This is a genomic window from Nonomuraea sp. NPDC050790, assembly GCF_044456745.1.
Classification (GTDB): Bacteria; Actinomycetota; Actinomycetes; order Streptosporangiales; family Streptosporangiaceae; genus Nonomuraea.
Genome location: NZ_JBITGF010000016.1, coordinates 126,213 through 142,699, shown reverse-complemented (window position 1 = coordinate 142,699; position 16,487 = coordinate 126,213). Strand labels below are relative to the sequence as shown.

The following is a 16,487-nucleotide window of genomic DNA, read 5'->3' as shown; positions in this document are numbered from 1 at the left end:
GGAGGCGGCAGCCTCTTTGCCGTCCGGGGACCCTTCGACGGGCGTCGAAGCGAATCCGACCTAGGCTCGGTTCCATGCTCATCACCCGATACGCGCAGGCCAGGGCGGTACTCGAGGACGCGGGCGCGGTACCGCCCCCGGTCCCGCAGGACGCCCCGCCCGGCACGCTGGCGTGGCTGCGGGCGCACGTGTCGCGCTTCGCCTCCGGCCCCGTGCACGCCGCGCGCCGCCGGGAGGTCGTCGAGCTGCTCGCCGCCTTCGACCCGGCCGAGCTGCGCGCACGGGCCAGGGAGCTGGCCCACGTGCCGGCCGAGGAGGTGGCGGCCAGGTGCTTCGGGGTCACCCAGGTGGCGGCTGTGGCCGCGGCCGCGGGCGGCTACCTCAGCGGCGAGACGAGCCCCGAGGCCGACGCCGCCGTCAGGGAGCTGATGCCGCTCGGCGTCCCCATGATCACCGTGCTGCTGCAGGCGCACGCGTCCACCGCGGCGCTCATCGCCAACGCGCTGGCCCACGAGGACGGCGTCACTCCCGTGGAGGACCTGCTGCACGAGACGCTCCGGCACGACCCGCCGCTCACGCGCACCCGCCGGGCCGGGCTGGAGATCGACCTGGTGGCCGCCAACCGCGACCCCGACGTCTTCCCCGACCCCGACCGCTTCGATCCCTCCCGCGGCCGCACCCCGCACCTCACGTTCGGCCACGGCGTGCGACCGTGCCCGGCCGCCGACCACGCCCTGGCCATCGCCGCGGGCTACCTCGAAGGGAACCGCTCATGACCCCGGCCACACCGGGTGAGACCTTCCGGCGGCTGCACGTGCCGGGACGGCCCCTGCTGCTGCCGAACGCCTGGGACCACGGCTCGGCCGCGGCGCTGGCCGCCGAGGGGTACCCGGCGATCGGGACGACGAGCCTGGGCGTCGCGGCGGCGCACGGCAAGCCGGACGCCGCCGGCGCCACGAAAGCGGAGACGATCGCGCTGGCCAAGGCCATGGTCCGGCTCGGCGTGCTGGTGACCGTGGACATCGAGGGCGGCTTCAGCGACGACCCCGCCGAGGTGGCCGCGCTGGTCGCCGAGCTCGGACGGGCCGGGGTGGCGGGCGTCAACCTGGAGGACGGGCGGCCCGACGGCACCCTCAGGGACGTCGGGCACCACCAGGAGATCATCGAGGCCGCGCTCGGCCACGGCGTGTTCGTCAACGCCCGTACCGACGTGCACTGGCTCGGGACCGGCGACGACGCCGCCGAGCGGGTCAGGGCGTACGAGCGGGCCGACGGCGTCTTCGTCCCCGGGCTGACGGACCCGGCGCGGATCGCCGAGATCGTCCGCGGCACGAGCCTGCCGGTCAACGTCCTCTACGGCCCGCCGATGGAGGCGCTGGCCGAGGCGGGGGTGGCGCGGGTCAGCACGGGGTCGCTGCTGTACCGGGCTTCGTTGCGGGGGATGCTGGCCGTACTGGGGGGCGAGGACCGGGCGATCCCGACCTACGAGCAGATCGCGGCGATGCTTCCGCAACCCCGATAATCGAGGCATGCGCTTCGAGATCCTTGGGCCGGCCAAGGTCCAGGCCGAGGACGGGCGGGAGGTCGCGCTCGGCGGCCCTCGGGTGCGGGCGCTGCTCGTCCTCCTCGCGCTGCAGGCCGGGCGCATCGTCCCCGCCGAGCAGCTCGTCGACGACCTGTACGGCGCCAGCCCGCCGGAAGGCGTCTCCAACGCCCTGCAGTCACAGGTGTCACGGCTGCGCAGGGCGCTGGGCAAGGACGTGGTGGAGTTCCATCCGGCCGGGTACCGCCTGGCGGCCGACCCCTCGCAGGTGGACGCGCACCGCTTCGAGAGGCTGGCCGCCGACGGCAGGCGGGCGCTCGGGGCCGGGGACGCCCGGGGCGCCGCCGTCCTGCTGCGCGAGGCCCTTGACCTGTGGCGCGGCACACCGCTGAGCGACGCCCCGCTGGCCGGGGCCGCCGCCACCCGGCTGGAGGAGCTGCGGCTGGCGGCCGTGGAGGACAGGGTTCAGGCCGACCTGGCGCTCGGCCGCCACCGCGACCTGGTCGCCGAGCTGCGCCAGCTCATCGCCGCCCACCCGCTGCGCGAACGGCTGCGCGCCCAGCTCATGCGCGCCCTCTACGGCAGCGGCCGCCAGGCCGAGGCGCTGGCCGCCTACGAGGAGGGCCGGCGCATCCTCGACGAGGAGCTCGGCGTGGAGCCGGGCGCCGAGATGGCCGCCGCGCACCTGGCGGTGCTGCGCGCCGACCCCGCCCTGGGCGGCGCGAACGAGGGCGTGACCAGGCTCGGCCTGCGCGCCCCGCTCACGAGCTTCGTCGGCAGGGCCGCCGACCTGGACCGGCTGGGCGCCCTGCTGGAGTCGGCGCGGCTGGTGACGCTGATCGGGCCGGGCGGCGCGGGCAAGACCCGGCTGGCCACCGAGGCGGCCGAGCGCGCTCCCGGCGACGTCTGCTTCGTGGAGCTGGCGCCGGTGACCGACGCCTCCGACCTGGTGCGCGCGGTGCTGGCGGCCCTGGGCATCAGGGACGCGGCGGTGGCGGGGCCCGGACGTCCGGCGCCCGCGCCCCGCGAACGGCTGGTCGCCGCGCTGGCCGACAGGAAGCTGCTGCTCGTCCTGGACAACTGTGAGCACCTGGTGGCCGCCGCGGCGGAGCTGGCCGACGACCTGCTGGCCGCCTGCCCGGCCCTGCGGGTGCTGGCCACGAGCCGGGAGGCGCTCGGGATCACCGGCGAGTCGCTCGTGCCGGTGCCGCCGCTGCGCCTGCCGCCGCCCGGGGCGCGGGACGCGCTGGACTACCCGGCGGTACGGCTGTTCGCCGACCGGGCGGCGGCCGTGCGGCACGACTTCACCGCGGGCGGCGCGGACCTCGACCTGATCGTGGGCATCTGCCGGGCGCTGGACGGGCTGCCGCTGGCCATCGAGCTGGCCGCGGCCAGGCTGCGCACGCTGACGCTGGCCGACGTGGCGGAACGGCTCGGCGACCGCTTCCGGCTGCTGACCCGCGGCAGCCGTACGGCGTTGCCCAGGCACCAGACGCTGCGCGCGGTCGTCGACTGGAGCTGGGACCTGCTCGACGCCGACGAGCAGCGGCTGGCCCGCAGGCTGACGGTGTTCGTCGGCGGCGGCAGGGTCGAGGCGGCCGAGCGGGTCTACGGCGACGGGCCGCACCCGGAGGACGTGCTGACCTCGCTGGCGGAGAAGTCGCTGGTCGAGCTGGCCGGCGGCCGGTTCCGCATGCTGGAGACGATCCGCGCCTACGGGGCCGAGCGGCTGGAGGAGGCGGGCGAGGTGGAGGCCACCTTCGCCGCGCACGCCGCCTACTGCCTGGAGCTGGCCGGCGAGGCCGACGCCCGGCTGCGCACCCGCGACCAGTTGCCCTGGCTGGCCCGCCTGGACGAGGAGAGCGACGACCTGCACGCGGCGATCCGCTGGGCGGCGGAGGCGGGCGAGATCGCGACGGCGCTGCGGCTGGTCTCCCTGATGGCCTGCTACTGGTGGATGCGCGGGCACCGGGTGATCAGCGCCCAGCTCGCCCGCCTGGTGCTGGGCAAGCTGGGCGAGACGCCGCCCGAGGGGCTGGAGGAGGAGTACGCGGCCTGCGTGCTGAGCGCCTCGGCCGACGGCGGCTCGACCGCGGACCTGGCCGGCCGCCGCGAACGCCTCGTGGCCCGGATGGGCGACTACCGCCTGCCGTTCCGGGTGGAGTTCCTGACCATGCTGATGCCGCTGTTCACCGGGCCGCCGGAGGGCTACCGGCCGGCCGACGTGGCGCCGCCGCCGTACCTGCGACTCTCGCCGTGGACGCGGGCGCTGACGTCGCTGGGCGTCGCCTTCGTCCACCACGCCTACGACCAGCTCGACGAGGCCGCGGAGCGGTTCGAGACGGCGCTGGCCGACTTCGCGGCCATCGGCGAGCGGTGGGGGTGCATGCTGGCGCTGGCCGGGCTCCAGGACGTGCGCTTCGAGCGACGCGACTACGCGGGCGCGATGGCGCTGGCCGACCAGGCGATGGCGTTGTCACGGGAGCTGGGCGCCGACGCCGACGCCGCGGAGAACCTGTGCCGGCGCACCGACAGCGTCCTGCGGCTCGGCGATCTGGACGCGGCGCAGGCGGGCTACGTGCGCGCCGCCGAGCAGGCCCGCAGGATCGGCGCGCCGGACACCCTCGCGTGGGCGCATCTCGGGCTCGGCGAGGTGAGCGCGCTGCGCGGCCGGCCCGAGCAGGCCCGCGCCTACCTCGACCAGGCACTCTCCGAGTGCCCCTCCGACTGGTACGCCGTCGTGGACACCCGCGCCCGCATCCTCATCGCGCTCGGCCACCTCGACCTGGCCGAGGGCGACACCGGCACCGCCTGGGAGCGCTTCGCCGCCGCGCTCGGCGAGGCGCAGCGCACGTTCAAGCAGTTGTCGCCGGCGGCCATCGACGGGCTGGCCCGGACCGCCGAGCGGCGCGGCGAGGAGGAGACCGCGAAACTGCTGCGCACGCTCACGCCACGCGAGGCCGTCGAGCTGACGCGCGGACGGTCAGCCACCGGTCAGTGACCGGTCAGCGCCGCCGCCCACCGTGGGCGCCATGCGGACCAAATGGGCCTGCCTGGCGATCGCCTGCCTGGCCACACTCCTTCTCTCCCTCGACCTGACCGTTCTGCACCTCGCGCTGCCGAGGCTGGTCGCCGACCTCGGCGCCACCTCGACGCAGTTGCTGTGGATCGGCGACATGTACGGCTTCGCGCTCGCCGGCCTGCTCATCACCATGGGCAACGTCGGCGACCGGATCGGCCGCAAACGCCTGCTCCTCATCGGCGCCGTGGCCTTCAGCGCCGCCTCCGTCGTCACCGCCTACGCCCCCAGCGCCGAGTTGCTCATCGCCGCCAGGGCCCTGCTCGGCGTCGCGGCGGCCACGATCATGCCCTCCACCCTCTCGATCATCCGCAACGTCTTCACCGAGCCCGGCGAGCGCACCACCGCGATCGGCATCTGGAGCTCGATGAGCGCGGCCGGGTTCGCGATCGGCCCGGTCGTGGGCGGCGTCCTGCTCGACCACTTCTGGTGGGGATCGGTCTTCCTGATCAACCTGCCGATCATGGCCGTGGTGCTGGTCGGCGGCTACCTCGTGCTGCCGGAGTCCCGCAACCCGGACGCGGGCCGGATCGACGCGCTGAGCGTCGTGCTGTCCTTCGCCGGCGTGGTCACCGTCATCTACGCGGTCAAGGAGGTCGCGGACCGGGGTCTCGGCGCCCCCGACGTGCTCGCGGCAGGCGTGCTCGGGATCGCGGCGCTGGTGGTGTTCGCGCTGCGGCAGACGCGCCTCGCCTCCCCGCTCATCGACGTGCGGCTGTTCACCAAGCGCGCCTTCAGCGCCTCGATCGGCACGAACCTGCTGGCCATCTTCACGATGATGGCGATGTCGCTGATGTTCGCCTGGTACCTGCAGCTCGTCATCGGCTGGTCGCCGCTCCAGGCGGGCCTGGCCGGACTGCCCGGCGGCCTGTCCGGCGCCGTCGGCGGCATGCTGGCCGCGCCGCTCATCCGGGTCATGGGGCGCGGCGGGGTGGTCGCGCTCGGGCTCGCGCTGAACGCCGTGGCCTTCGCCTGGTACGCCACGCTCGGCACCGAGCTGAACTATCTCTACCTGCTCGTGCCCATGGTCATCGGCGGCATCGGGATCGGGCTGACGTTCACCGTGAACAACGACAACGTGCTGGCCACCGCGCCCAAGCGGCGCGCCGGGGCCGCGGCGGCCATCTCGGAGACCGCCTTCGAGCTCGGCGGCGCGCTCGGCATCGCCGTCCTCGGCACGGTCCTGACCGGCACCTACCGCGCCAACATGGCAGGCCAGGACCCGGCCGCCCGCGAGTCGATCACCGACGCGATCAACCTGGCCGCCACGCTGCCCGCCGAGCGGGCCGGCGAGCTGATCGGCGCGGCCGAGCGGGCGTTCGTGGCCGGGATGCAGACGACCTCCGTGGTCACCGCGGTCATCCTGGTGATCGTCGCCGGGCTCGCGCTGGCCGGGCTGCGCGGGGTGCCCAAGGTCATCACCGACGTTGAAGAACCTGCCCACCGGTGAGCGCGGGCTCCGGGAGGGGGCGCAGGCTGCGCAGCCGTACCAGGAGCAGGAGGGCGGCGAGGCCGGTCATCACCGGCGGGACCACGAAGGCGAGGGAGGGTCCGGCCCGGTCGACGAGCTGGCCGGCCACCGAGGCGCCGGTCGCGATGCCGAGGCCGATGGCGCCGTTGAGCCAGGTGAACGACTCGGTCCGGACGTCGGCCGGGACCAGGTCCTCGATGATCGTGTAGCCGGTGATCACCACGGGGGCGATCACCAGGCCGGCGAGGGCGGCGGCGCCGTACGTCATGGGGATGGAGCCCGCGAACGTCAGCGAGGTGGTCGCGACGGCCAGCAGCGCGAGGCCGGCCAGCAGCCGGGTGCGGGCGGCGAGGTTCCAGCGGACGGCGCCGTAGAGCAGGCCGCCGGCCACGCTCGCGGCGGAGAACGTGCCGTAGATCGGTCCGGCCAGCGCGGGCTCGCCCAGCGCGGCCGTCAGCGAGGTGATGCCGACCTGCAGCGAGCCGAACACCGATCCCATGGCGAGGAAGGCCGCCGCCAGCGGCCCGACGCCGCGCAGCCGCAGCACGCCGCCGCCGGTGCGGGTCCTGGCCGGCGACGGTTGCGGCAGCGCGGTGCGCACGCTCGCGAACACCAGCGTCCCCGCCACGATCAGCACCAGCGCGCCCGCCAGCGCCACGACCGGTGAGAACCCCGTGGACAGCCCCACCAGCAGCACCGGAGCGAGCGTGAACGTCAGCTCGTCGGTGATCGACTCCACGGCGAAGGCGGTGTTCAGCTTGCCCGAGCCGGCCAGCCGGTGCGCCCAGCGCGCCCTGACCATGGCGCCGACCTGCGGCACCGACGCTCCGGCCAGGGCCGCGGTGAGCACCAGGAACGGCACCGCCGCCTGGGCCGCCGCCAGCGCGAGCAGGGTCCCGAGGGCCAGGCCGTGGATCGCGATCTGCGGCAGCAGCACCCTGCGCTGGCCGTGGCGGTCGGCGAGGCGGCCGGTCTGCGGCCCGACCAGCGCCTGCGAGACGGCGGCGGCCGCGGCGGCGATCCCGGCCGCCCCGTAGGAGCCGGTGGACCACTGCACGAGCAGCAGCACACCCATCTGCAACATCGCGTACGGCAGGCGGGCCACCAGCGCGGGCGCCAGGAACCGCCAGGCGCCGGGCGTGGCCAGCACGTTCAGGTAGGACCTCATCTGGTCTCCGTCCAGGTCATGACGGAGCCTCCCGGGAGCGCACCGTCGTGGTGGGCTTCGACCGGGGTGATACCGACGCGAAGGGTGTCGGCCGCCGAGCGGTCTAACAGTCGCTACAACGCCGGATGATCCCCCTTTATTGCCATATGAACGGGCATGTGGGAGGGGTCACGTGATGCTCTGTCGCCGAAAGGGCGGGCGGTCTGTTGCCGGAAGGGCGGGGCGGGGTCACGTGATGGCGGGGACGGCGGGGCAGGTGCGGGTGAGGCGGGGCGAGAGGGTGTCGAGGCGCCGGCCGATCAGCCGGGCGAGGCCCTCGATGGCCTGGATGCCGCGTCCCTCGCCCGGCTGCAGGTCCGTCTGCACGGCCAGCAGCAGGTCGCGTCCCGGCCCGTGAATCCGGCCGTAGCTGGTGACCGCCCAGGTGTTGTGCACGAAGGGGCGCGGGGTCCAGCCGTTCTTCAGGGCCACCCGGTCCCCCGGCCGTGCGGCGGCGCTGACCCCCCACGCCTGGTCGGGCTGGACGCGGCTCATCAGGCCGAGGATGTGCGCGCGATGGGCGGCCGACAGCCCGCCGCCGCCCTGGACCAGCAGCCGCAGCAGCCGGATCCGGTCGGCGGGGCTGGTGTTGGTGCCGCCCCAGTACCGGCTCGGGCCTGGGGTGGTCTCGCGCAGTCCCATGCGCTGGTAGAAGCGGCCCATGCCGTACCCGGCGCCGACCCGCCACCACAACGCGTCGGCGGCGTGGTTGTCGCTCTCCCGGATCATGCGGGCGGCCAGATCGCTCTCCGCGGAGCTGAGCCGGCCCCTGCGCAGCATCAGCGCGGTCAGGATGTCCACCTTGCTGCCGCTGGCGGTGATCATGCCGCTCTCGTGCTCGCGGTAGGCCAGGCGCAGCCCGCTGACCAGCTCGTGCGCGCTGTAGACGATGCGCCCCGGCTGGCGGGTCACGTATCGGTCGAGGTCGCGCTGGAGCCGGGTACGCGCCGCCACCCCACCCACCCGGTCCGGATATTTCAGGACACAGGCGGGGTTCGCCACGTGGACATGCGGCTGCACCATCGGCGGCGCGTCTCCACCACCACACCCACTCACGCCCACGAGAACGCCACCGACGAGAACCGATCGCCACCCAGCACGCATGCCCATCCCCCCGGAGCCGGTCTCGCCCCGGGGGTGGCGATCTTCCCATTACAGGATGATCTCTGCCCAGCACCTCAACAGGTAACACGCCCGGTTTTCCGGGTAAGGGTGCCTAGAGGTGCTCACGGAGGAACGCGGCCACCTCCGCCACAGCCTGGCCCACGTACGGCTCGCGGTCGTACAGGTCGACATGCTCCTTGGCATCCAGCCAGACCAGCTTCTTGGGCTCGTCGAGCCGCCGGTACGCCTCCTCGGCCCCCTCCGGCGAGCAGAACCGGTCGATCACGCCGTGCACGATCAGCGCCGGTTTCGGGGACAGGAAGTCGGCGCCCATCATGTTGTCCATGGTGATCAGTTCGCGGATGCTGGCCCTGGTCACCTCGTTCTTCCAGCTCGCCGCCTCTCCACGGGAGGTCCCGTAGTAGGCGTACGGCTCGTCGCCGGGCATCGCCGCCTCCCCGTCGGCGGAGGCGGCGGGCAGGTACTCGACCGCGCCGCCGAGATCCTGGCGCTCCAGGACCTCGGTGAAGCCGCCCAGCGCCCCTTGGTAGTCCATCCCGGTGCGCATCGCGTACGGGTTGTTGTACGCCCCCGCAACCCCGGCGAACACCTTCACCCGTGGGTCAAAGGCAGCAAATTTCATGGCATATCCGGCGCCCAGGCAGATCCCCACGGCGGCGATCCGCTCCGCGTCCACCTCCGGCCGCGAGCGCAGCAACGACACCGCGGCCCGCAGGTCGTGCAGCTTGCCCTGCACGTCCTCGTGCCGCCGGGGCTCGCCGCCCGACTCGCCCCAGCATCGGTGGTCGAAGGCCAGGGTCACGAACCCCTCGGCGGCCAGCCGCTCGGCGTACAGCCCGGTCACCTGCTCACGCACGCCGGTGAAGGGGCCGGTCAGCACGACGGCCGGCCGTACCTCTGAGCCTGGGGGGACCCGCAGGTCACCGGCCAGCACGATCCCGTCGGCGGAGAACTCCACTCTCATGCCCCAAGTCTGGGCGGCCGTGGCGCCGGGTGTCCACGGCCGCGCGCGCGACCTCAGGAGTCGAAGCCCAGCCCCATCCTGTCGAGCGTGCGCAGCCACAGGTTGCGCCTGCCCTGGTGGAGGTCGGCACGGGCGATCGACCACCGGGTGAACTGGATCACCCCCGACCGGACCGGCTCCGGCGGGAACGGCACCGGCTTCTCCTTGACCATCCGCAGCTCCGTCCGCTCGGTGCGCTCGCCCGACAGCAGGTCGAGCATGACGTTCGCGCCGAAGCGGGTGGCGCCCACGCCCATGCCCGTGTAGCCGACTGCATAGGCCAGCCGGCCGCCGTGGGCCTGGCCGAAGAAGGCGGAGAAGCGGCTGCAGGTGTCGATGACGCCGCCCCACCGGTGGGTGAAGCGCAGGCCGGACAACTGCGGGAAGGTGTCGTAGAAGTGCCCGGCCAGCTTGACGAAGGTCTCGTCGCGCTGGTCGTACTCGGGCTTGAGGTGGCCGCCGTTGTAGTAGACGGCGTCGTAGCCGCCCCACAGGATGCGGTTGTCGTCGCTCAGCCGGTAGTAGTGGAACTGGTTGGCCGAGTCGCCGACGCCCTGCCGGTTCTCCCAGCCCACCGAAGCGAGCTGGCCCGGCGACATGGGCTCGGTCATGAGCGCGTAGTCGTAGACGGGCACCACGAAGTGCTTGAGCCGGCGCAGCAGCGGCGGGAAGACGCCGGTGCCGAGCGCGACCTTGGGCGCGGTGGCGCTGCCGTGCGGCGTGCGCAGCGTGATCGTGACGCCGTCGTCGTCGAGCGCGCGGACCGGCGTGCGCTCGTAGATCCGGACGCCGAGCTTGAGGCAGGCCGCGCGCAGCCCGAAGGCGAGCTTGGCCGGGTCGAGCATGGCGCAGCCGCTGCGTTCCCACAGCCCGCCCAGGTAGGTGGGCGAGTCGACCTCGGCCCGCACCTGCCCCTGGTCCAGGGGCACGTAGTCGAGCCCGAGGTCGGAGATCAGGTCCAGGTGCTCGTTGAGGTCGTCGAGCTGCCACGGCTCGGTGGCCACGTGCAGTTCGCCGGTGCGCTCGAAGGAGCAGTCGATGTCGTGGCGGCGCAGGGTGGCCTCGATCTCGTCGAGGTTCTCCACGCCCATCTTCTCCAGGCGTTCGATGTCCTCGGGCCAGCGCTCCAGCCCGTTGGCCAGCCCGTGGGTGAGCGTCGCCATGCAGAACCCGCCGTTGCGGCCGGTGGCCGCCCAGCCGATCCTGCGGCCTTCCAGCAGGACGACGTCCTGGGAGGGGTCGCGTTCCTTGGCCATCAGGGCGGTCCACAGCCCCGAGAAGCCACCGCCGACGACGACGAGGTCGGCGGTCGTCTGTCCGAAGAGCCGCGGTTGCGGCTCAGGTCTGGCCGGACTGTCCAGCCAGTACGGCTTGCGCTCCGCATCAGCAAGCGCCTTCAGCGGATCCACAAATCCCACTTCCCTACGAAGTTAGTGTGAAATACGAAAATTGCGGGATCTTATGAGTGATGCCGCACGGGTTCCCCCCGCCGAAATCCGATCTCGCCTCCCTGTTCTTTGTCGTCGTATGCCAAACCCCCCGCCGACCGGCGGGGGGAAGTCTGGTTTTTCAGGTACGGCGCCGCCGCGCGGCCACCGCGTTGGCCACGGCGATCAGCACACCGACACCGAAGATCAGCGTACCCATGACGTTAACCTGCGGCGGAATGCCGGTCTTCACCGACCCGACGATCCACAGCGGGAACGTGATCGTCGAGCCGTTGACGAAACTGGTCACCACGTAGTCGTCCACCGACAGCGCGAAGGCCAGCATCGCCCCCGCCGCCACTCCCGGCATGATCGCCGGAAGCGTCACCTGGCGGAAGGTGCCCCACGGCGAGGCGCCGAGGTCCCTGGCCGCCTCCTCCAGCGACGGGTCGAGCGTGACCACCCTGGCCCGCACCGTCACCGTCACGAACGACAGCGAGAACAGCACGTGCGCGATGATGATCGTGATCGAGTCGCGCGGCATGTTCGCGGTGACGAACAGCGACAGCAACGACGAGCCCATGACCAGCTCGGGCGTCGAGATCGCGACGAAGACCAGGAAGTTCGTGATGCCCTTGCCGCGGAAGCGGAAGCGGCCGAGCGCGAGGCCCAGCATCGTGCCGATGACCGCCGTCAGCAGGGTGCTGACGACCGCGATCACCAGCGAGTTGATCAGCGCGGTGGACAGGTCGGAGATCGAGAAGAGCTCCTGGTACCAGCGCAGCGTGAAGCCCTGCCAACTGGTGTTGGACTTGCTCTTCTTGTCGTTGAACCCGAACAGGATCATCACGGCGATCGGCGCGGACAGCCACAGGATGATCAGCCAGGTGTAGACGTGCAGCAGGCGGTCGCCCAGACGGTTCCTGGTCATCGGTTGGCCGCCGCTTCCAGGACGTTCTCCGTGCCCAGCGCCTTCGCGTAGACGAAGATGCCGACCAGCAGCACCGCCATCAGCGTGAACGACAGCGCCGAGGCCGACGGATAGGCCAGGTTGGTCAGGTACTCGGTCTGGATGACGTTGCCGATCATCGTGTTCGAGGTGCCGCCGAGGATCTGGGCGTTGACCGGGTCGGCCGTGGCGGGCACGAACGTCATCAGCACCCCGGCGAACACGCCGGGCAGCGACAGCGGCAGCACCACCCTGCGGAAGGCGGCCAGGCGGGTCGCGTACAGGTCCTGGGCCGCCTCGACCACGCGCGGATCCACGCGCTCCAGAGCGACGTAGATCGGCAGGATCATGAACGGCAGCCAGTTGTACGTCAGCCCCGCCACCACCGAGAAGGTCGTGGCCAGCACGTGGAAGCCGGAGGGCAGCAGCCCCCAGCCCTTCAGCGTGCCGAGCAGGATGCCGTCGTCGGCCAGCAGGAAGCCCCACGAGATCGTGCGCAGCACGAACGAGACGAAGAACGGCAGCAGGAGCAGGAAGAGGTAGGTGGCCTTGCGCGCCCCGCCCTTGAAGGCGATGAAGTACGCCACCGGGTAGCCGATCACCAGCATGGCGATCGTGGCCATGGCCCCGTAGGCGAAGGAGCGGGCCAGTTGGGTGCTGTAGCGGCTCAGGGCGTCGGTGTAGTTGGAGAAGGCGAAGGTCTGGACGAAGCCGTCGATGTTGTTGCCGGTCGTCGTCGAGACCGAGGCCATCGCCGCCAGGGGCACCACCAGGAAGATCCCTAGCCACAGCCAGCTCGGCAGTGCGAGCAGGTAGGGGGTAAGCCGGCCTTTCATGGCTAGGCCTGGGTGACGGTCTGGAAGATGCGGTTGAACACCTGCTCGGTCTTGGTGTTGAGCTGGGTGTAGCCGCGCAGCTTGGCGTAGTCGGCCTCGCTCGGGAAGATCAGCGGGCTGTTGACGAGCGTCTCCAGGTCCGTCTTCTCCTTGCCCTCCAGCGTCGCCGCCTTGTCCTTGAGGATGTCGTGCGCCGCCGGGACGGGCGTGACGAACTGGATGAACTCCTCCAGCTCGGCGGCGATCTGCGGCTGGTAGAACCAGTCCATCAGCGTGATCGCGTCGACCGGGTTGGCCGCGCCCTTCGGGATGAGCATGTTGTCGGTCCAGATCGTGCCGCCCTCCCCCGGCACCACGAACTTGACCGGCTCGCCCGCGAGCTGGCGCTGGAACACATCGCCCGACCAGGCCATGGTCAGCCACACGTCGCCCTTGGAGACGGCGTCGATGTAGTCCTGGTCGTAGTACTTGCGCACCAGCCCGGCGTCACGCTGCTCCTTGAGCTTCGCGCCCGCCTTCTCCCAGTCGGCCTGCGTCGACTTCTCCGGGTCGATGCCCAGCGCGAACATGCCGAAGTTGCCGATCTCCTGGGCGTCGCGCATCATCCCGACGCGGCCCTTGTACTTGGGATCGAACAACGCGTTGATGCTGGTGATGTCGTCCTTGACGTACTTGGTGTTGTACGCGATCCCCGTGATGCCCGAGGTGTAGGGCACGGTGTAGACGTTGCCCGGGTCGTAGGCGCGCTGCTTGTACTTGGCGCCCGCGTTGGCGTTGAAGTTCGGCAGCTTCGACTGGTCGAGCTGGACCACGTAACCCAGCTCGATCATGTGCTGGAGCTGGATGCCGTTCGTCATGACCACGATGTCGTAGCCGAGCGACTGGCCCGCCCTCAGCACCGGGTCCACCTTGCCGAAGAAGGAGGCGTTCTCGTCGATGACCTCCTTGTACTCGTAGGAGATCCCGGTCGCCTTCTTGAACTCCTCCAGCGGCTTCTTGTCCTCGGGCATGTACTCGGGCCAGTTGGCGAAGATGACCTTGCCGTTCTTCTTCTGCTTGGCCCAGTAGTCCTGAACGGCGTCCGCCTTGGGCGGCGCCTGCTTCTGGCCCTGCACACCGCAGGCGGCCAGCATCAGCCCGGTGGCCGACAGCCCGGCGAGCCTCAGCGCCTCACGCCTGGTGCGGTTCTGCGTCATCCCACGCAGCAGGGCGATCTTGTTCACGGGGTCCATGAGCGGCCCTCAACTTCCGATTGCATATGAGTGCTGCGGCTGCCACGACAACCACACCGAGTCCCCCCGCTCGGCCGTCGTCGTCGAGTCGTGTGCGTTCTGCTGGAAAACCGTGATCTCGGCCCCGTCGGCGAGACTCACGGCGTAGCTGTTGTAGGTGCCGAGGTAGACGACCTCGGCGACCTTGCCGGGCACCGCGCTGAGCTCGCCGTTCGGCTCCGCGGTGTCGATGGTGATCTTCTCCGGGCGTACGGTCACCGTCACGTCGCCCTCCTGGCCCGGAACCAGGACCCGGCCGCCGCCCCCGATGGTCAGGACCCCGGCGACAGCCGTACCGGCGAGGAGGTTGGACGTTCCGATGAAGCCGGCGACGAACTGCGTCGCGGGCCGCTCGTAGATCTCACGCGGGCCGGCGAGCTGCTCCACGAGGCCGTCGTTCATGACGGCGATGCGGTCGCTCATCGTCAGCGCCTCGTTCTGGTCGTGCGTGACGTAGACGAAGGTGATGCCGACCTCGCGCTGGATGCGCTTGAGCTCGATCTGCATGGCCTGGCGCAGCTTCAGGTCGAGCGCGCCGAGCGGTTCGTCGAGCAGGAGCGCGCGCGGGCGGTTGACCAGTGCCCTGGCCAGGGCCACGCGCTGCTGCTGACCGCCGGACATCTCCCTCGGGCGGCGCTTCTCGCGGCCGGTGAGGTCGACGATCTCCAGCATGTCGCTCACCCGCTGCCGGATCTCGGCCTGGGCGACACCCCTCTGCTTGAGCCCGAAGGCCACGTTGTCCCACACGTTCATGTGCGGGAACAGCGCGTAGGACTGGAAGACCATGTTCACATCGCGCTTGTTGGGCGGGACGTTCGTGACGTCCTTCCCGTGCAGCCTGACCACGCCCTTCGAGGGCTCCTCGAAGCCCGCGATCATGCGCATGGTCGTGGTCTTGCCGCAACCGGAGGGGCCGAGGAGGGAGAAGAACTCCCCCTCGGCGATCTCCAGCGTGACGCCCTTCACAGCCTGGACGACCTCGCCGTGCGACTGGTACTCCTTGACGACGTCATCGAGCTGGATCGCGTGCATCTAGTCTCCGATGTAGTGCATGACGTGCTTGACGCGCGTGTAGTCGTGAAGACCGAAGACCGAAAGGTCCTTGCCGTAGCCGGAGTGCTTGAAGCCGCCGTGCGGCATCTCGCTCACGAACGGGATGTGCGTGTTGACCCAGACCACGCCGAACTCGAGGCGGTTCGACATCCGCATCGCGCGGCCGTGGTCGGAGGTCCACACCGAACCCGACAGGCCGTAGCGCACGTCGTTGGCCTTGGCCAGCGCGTCCGCCTCGTCGGCGAAGGTCTGGACGGTGATGACCGGGCCGAAGACCTCGTTCTGCACCATCTCGTCGTCCTGCTTGAGGCCGTCGACGATGGTCGGGGCGAAGAAGTAACCCTTCTCGCCCACGCGGTGGCCGCCGGTCAGGATCTTGGCGTGCGACGGGGCCCGCTCGATGAAGCCCTGGACCCTGGTGAGCTGGTTCTCGTTGTTCAGCGGGCCGTACAGGGCGTCCTCGTTGGACAGGTCGCCGGTGACCGTACCGGCGGCGGCCTCGGTGAGGGCGGCCACGAACTCGTCGTGCACGCTCTCGTGGACCAGCACCCGGCAGGCGGCGGTGCAGTCCTGGCCGGCGTTGTAGAGGCCGGCGGTGGCGATGGACTCGGCGGCCGCCTTGAGGTCCTTGACGTCGTCGAAGACCACGACCGGGGCCTTGCCGCCCAGCTCCAGGTGAACCCGCTTCAGGTCCTCGGCGGCGGTCTTGGCGACCGCCATGCCCGCGCCGACCGAGCCGGTGATCGCCACCATGGCGGCGGTCGGGTGGCCCACGACCAGCGCGCCGGTCTCGCGGTCGCCGGTGACGACGTTGAAGACGCCGGGCGGCAGGACGCTGCCGATGATCTCGGCGAGCTTGACGGTGGAGACGGGCGTCGTGTCCGACGGCTTGAGCACGATGGTGTTGCCGGCGGCCAGCGCCGGGGCGATCTTCCAGACCGCCATCATCATCGGGTAGTTCCAGGGCGTCACCTGGCCGATGACGCCGATCGGCTCGTGCCGGATGACGCTCGTGTGCTCGGCGAGGAACTCACCGGCCGTCGGGCCCTCAAGGGTCCTGGCCGCACCGGCGAAGAACCGGAAGTGGTCGGCCGCGACCGGAGTCTCGTCCTCGGCCATGCGGGCGCGGGGCTTGCCGGTGTTGAGGCACTCCGCCTCGTTGATCTCATCGGCCCTCGCCTCGATCGCCTCAGCGACCTTGAGCAGGAGGTTGGCCCGCTCTCCCGGCGTGGTCTGACCCCACGACTCGAACGCGGCAGCCGCGGCGGCGTAGGCGGCATCGACGTCCTCGGGACCGGAGATCGGAGCCTGCAGATAGGCTTCCCCGGAACAAGGATCGATGACATGGGAGAATCGGCCGCTCTTGGCGTCCACGAACTCATTGTTGATGAAGTTCTGCAGACGGCTGGTCAACGTGTGACCTCCTGGTGAACGTGGCTGAGATGCCGCGACTCTGACAGAGTAACCGCATCTAGACAAGGGATTCCGAAGCAAAGGATACCGAATTGCTACGAATTCGCTTG

Annotated in this window: 13 protein-coding genes; 4 read left to right on the top strand and 9 right to left on the bottom strand. The window is 71.2% G+C overall.

From position 1 onward, the window contains the following. Positions 1-74 precede the first annotated feature (74 nt). From ACIBEJ_RS49080 to ACIBEJ_RS49065, 4 genes are read left to right on the top strand one after another with little or no spacing between them, the layout of a single operon-like run. Positions 75-776 carry a hypothetical protein gene (locus ACIBEJ_RS49080; protein WP_397189923.1) on the top strand — a complete coding sequence of 234 codons (702 nt, stop codon included), beginning with the start codon at positions 75-77 and terminating at the stop codon, positions 774-776. Next, positions 773-1,522, top strand: coding sequence for an isocitrate lyase/phosphoenolpyruvate mutase family protein (locus ACIBEJ_RS49075; protein WP_397189922.1), 750 nt, complete (start codon positions 773-775; stop codon positions 1,520-1,522). The genes ACIBEJ_RS49080 and ACIBEJ_RS49075 overlap by 4 nt, the downstream gene beginning before the upstream one ends. A 7-nt stretch (positions 1,523-1,529) precedes the next feature. Beyond that, positions 1,530-4,544, top strand: a complete 3,015-nt coding sequence (locus ACIBEJ_RS49070) for a BTAD domain-containing putative transcriptional regulator (RefSeq protein WP_397189921.1) — start codon at positions 1,530-1,532, stop codon at positions 4,542-4,544. Positions 4,545-4,575: 31 nt separating this feature from the next. After that, positions 4,576-6,072: an MFS transporter gene (locus ACIBEJ_RS49065; protein WP_397189920.1), complete on the top strand. Its 1,497-nt coding sequence runs from the start codon at positions 4,576-4,578 to the stop codon at positions 6,070-6,072. Here the strand turns inward: ACIBEJ_RS49065 and ACIBEJ_RS49060 are convergent. From ACIBEJ_RS49060 to ACIBEJ_RS49020, 9 genes are all read right to left on the bottom strand, one after another. Continuing rightward, positions 6,041-7,261, bottom strand: coding sequence for an MFS transporter (locus tag ACIBEJ_RS49060; RefSeq protein ID WP_397189919.1), 1,221 nt, complete (start codon positions 7,259-7,261; stop codon positions 6,041-6,043). The genes ACIBEJ_RS49065 and ACIBEJ_RS49060 overlap by 32 nt on opposite strands. A gap of 228 nt (positions 7,262-7,489) precedes the next feature. Further along, on the bottom strand, positions 7,490-8,323 hold the full coding sequence (locus ACIBEJ_RS49055; protein WP_397189918.1) for a serine hydrolase: 834 nt from the start codon (positions 8,321-8,323) through the stop codon (positions 7,490-7,492). Between the two features lie 193 nt (positions 8,324-8,516). Further along, a complete protein-coding gene (locus ACIBEJ_RS49050) occupies positions 8,517-9,389 on the bottom strand; it encodes an alpha/beta hydrolase (protein ID WP_397189917.1) in 873 nt (290 codons plus the stop codon). 53 nt (positions 9,390-9,442) lie between these two features. Continuing rightward, the gene (locus ACIBEJ_RS49045; RefSeq protein ID WP_397189916.1) at positions 9,443-10,837 is read right to left on the bottom strand and encodes an NAD(P)/FAD-dependent oxidoreductase; all 1,395 of its coding nucleotides are present in this window, start codon (positions 10,835-10,837) and stop codon (positions 9,443-9,445) included. 160 nt (positions 10,838-10,997) lie between these two features. Next, entirely contained in the window at positions 10,998-11,786 is a 789-nt protein-coding gene (locus ACIBEJ_RS49040) for an ABC transporter permease (RefSeq protein ID WP_397189915.1), read from the bottom strand. Continuing rightward, positions 11,783-12,640 (bottom strand): ABC transporter permease, encoded by an 858-nt coding sequence (locus ACIBEJ_RS49035; RefSeq protein WP_397189914.1) that lies wholly within the window; start codon positions 12,638-12,640, stop codon positions 11,783-11,785. Before ACIBEJ_RS49035 ends, ACIBEJ_RS49040 begins: the two co-directional genes overlap by 4 nt. Before the next feature lie 2 nt (positions 12,641-12,642). Next, positions 12,643-13,872, bottom strand: coding sequence for a PotD/PotF family extracellular solute-binding protein (locus ACIBEJ_RS49030; RefSeq protein ID WP_397189913.1), 1,230 nt, complete (start codon positions 13,870-13,872; stop codon positions 12,643-12,645). 9 nt (positions 13,873-13,881) lie between these two features. Further along, the gene (locus ACIBEJ_RS49025; RefSeq protein WP_397189912.1) at positions 13,882-14,943 is read right to left on the bottom strand and encodes an ABC transporter ATP-binding protein; all 1,062 of its coding nucleotides are present in this window, start codon (positions 14,941-14,943) and stop codon (positions 13,882-13,884) included. Then, entirely contained in the window at positions 14,944-16,377 is a 1,434-nt protein-coding gene (locus ACIBEJ_RS49020; protein ID WP_397189911.1) for a gamma-aminobutyraldehyde dehydrogenase, read from the bottom strand. Positions 16,378-16,487: the final 110 nt, after the last annotated feature.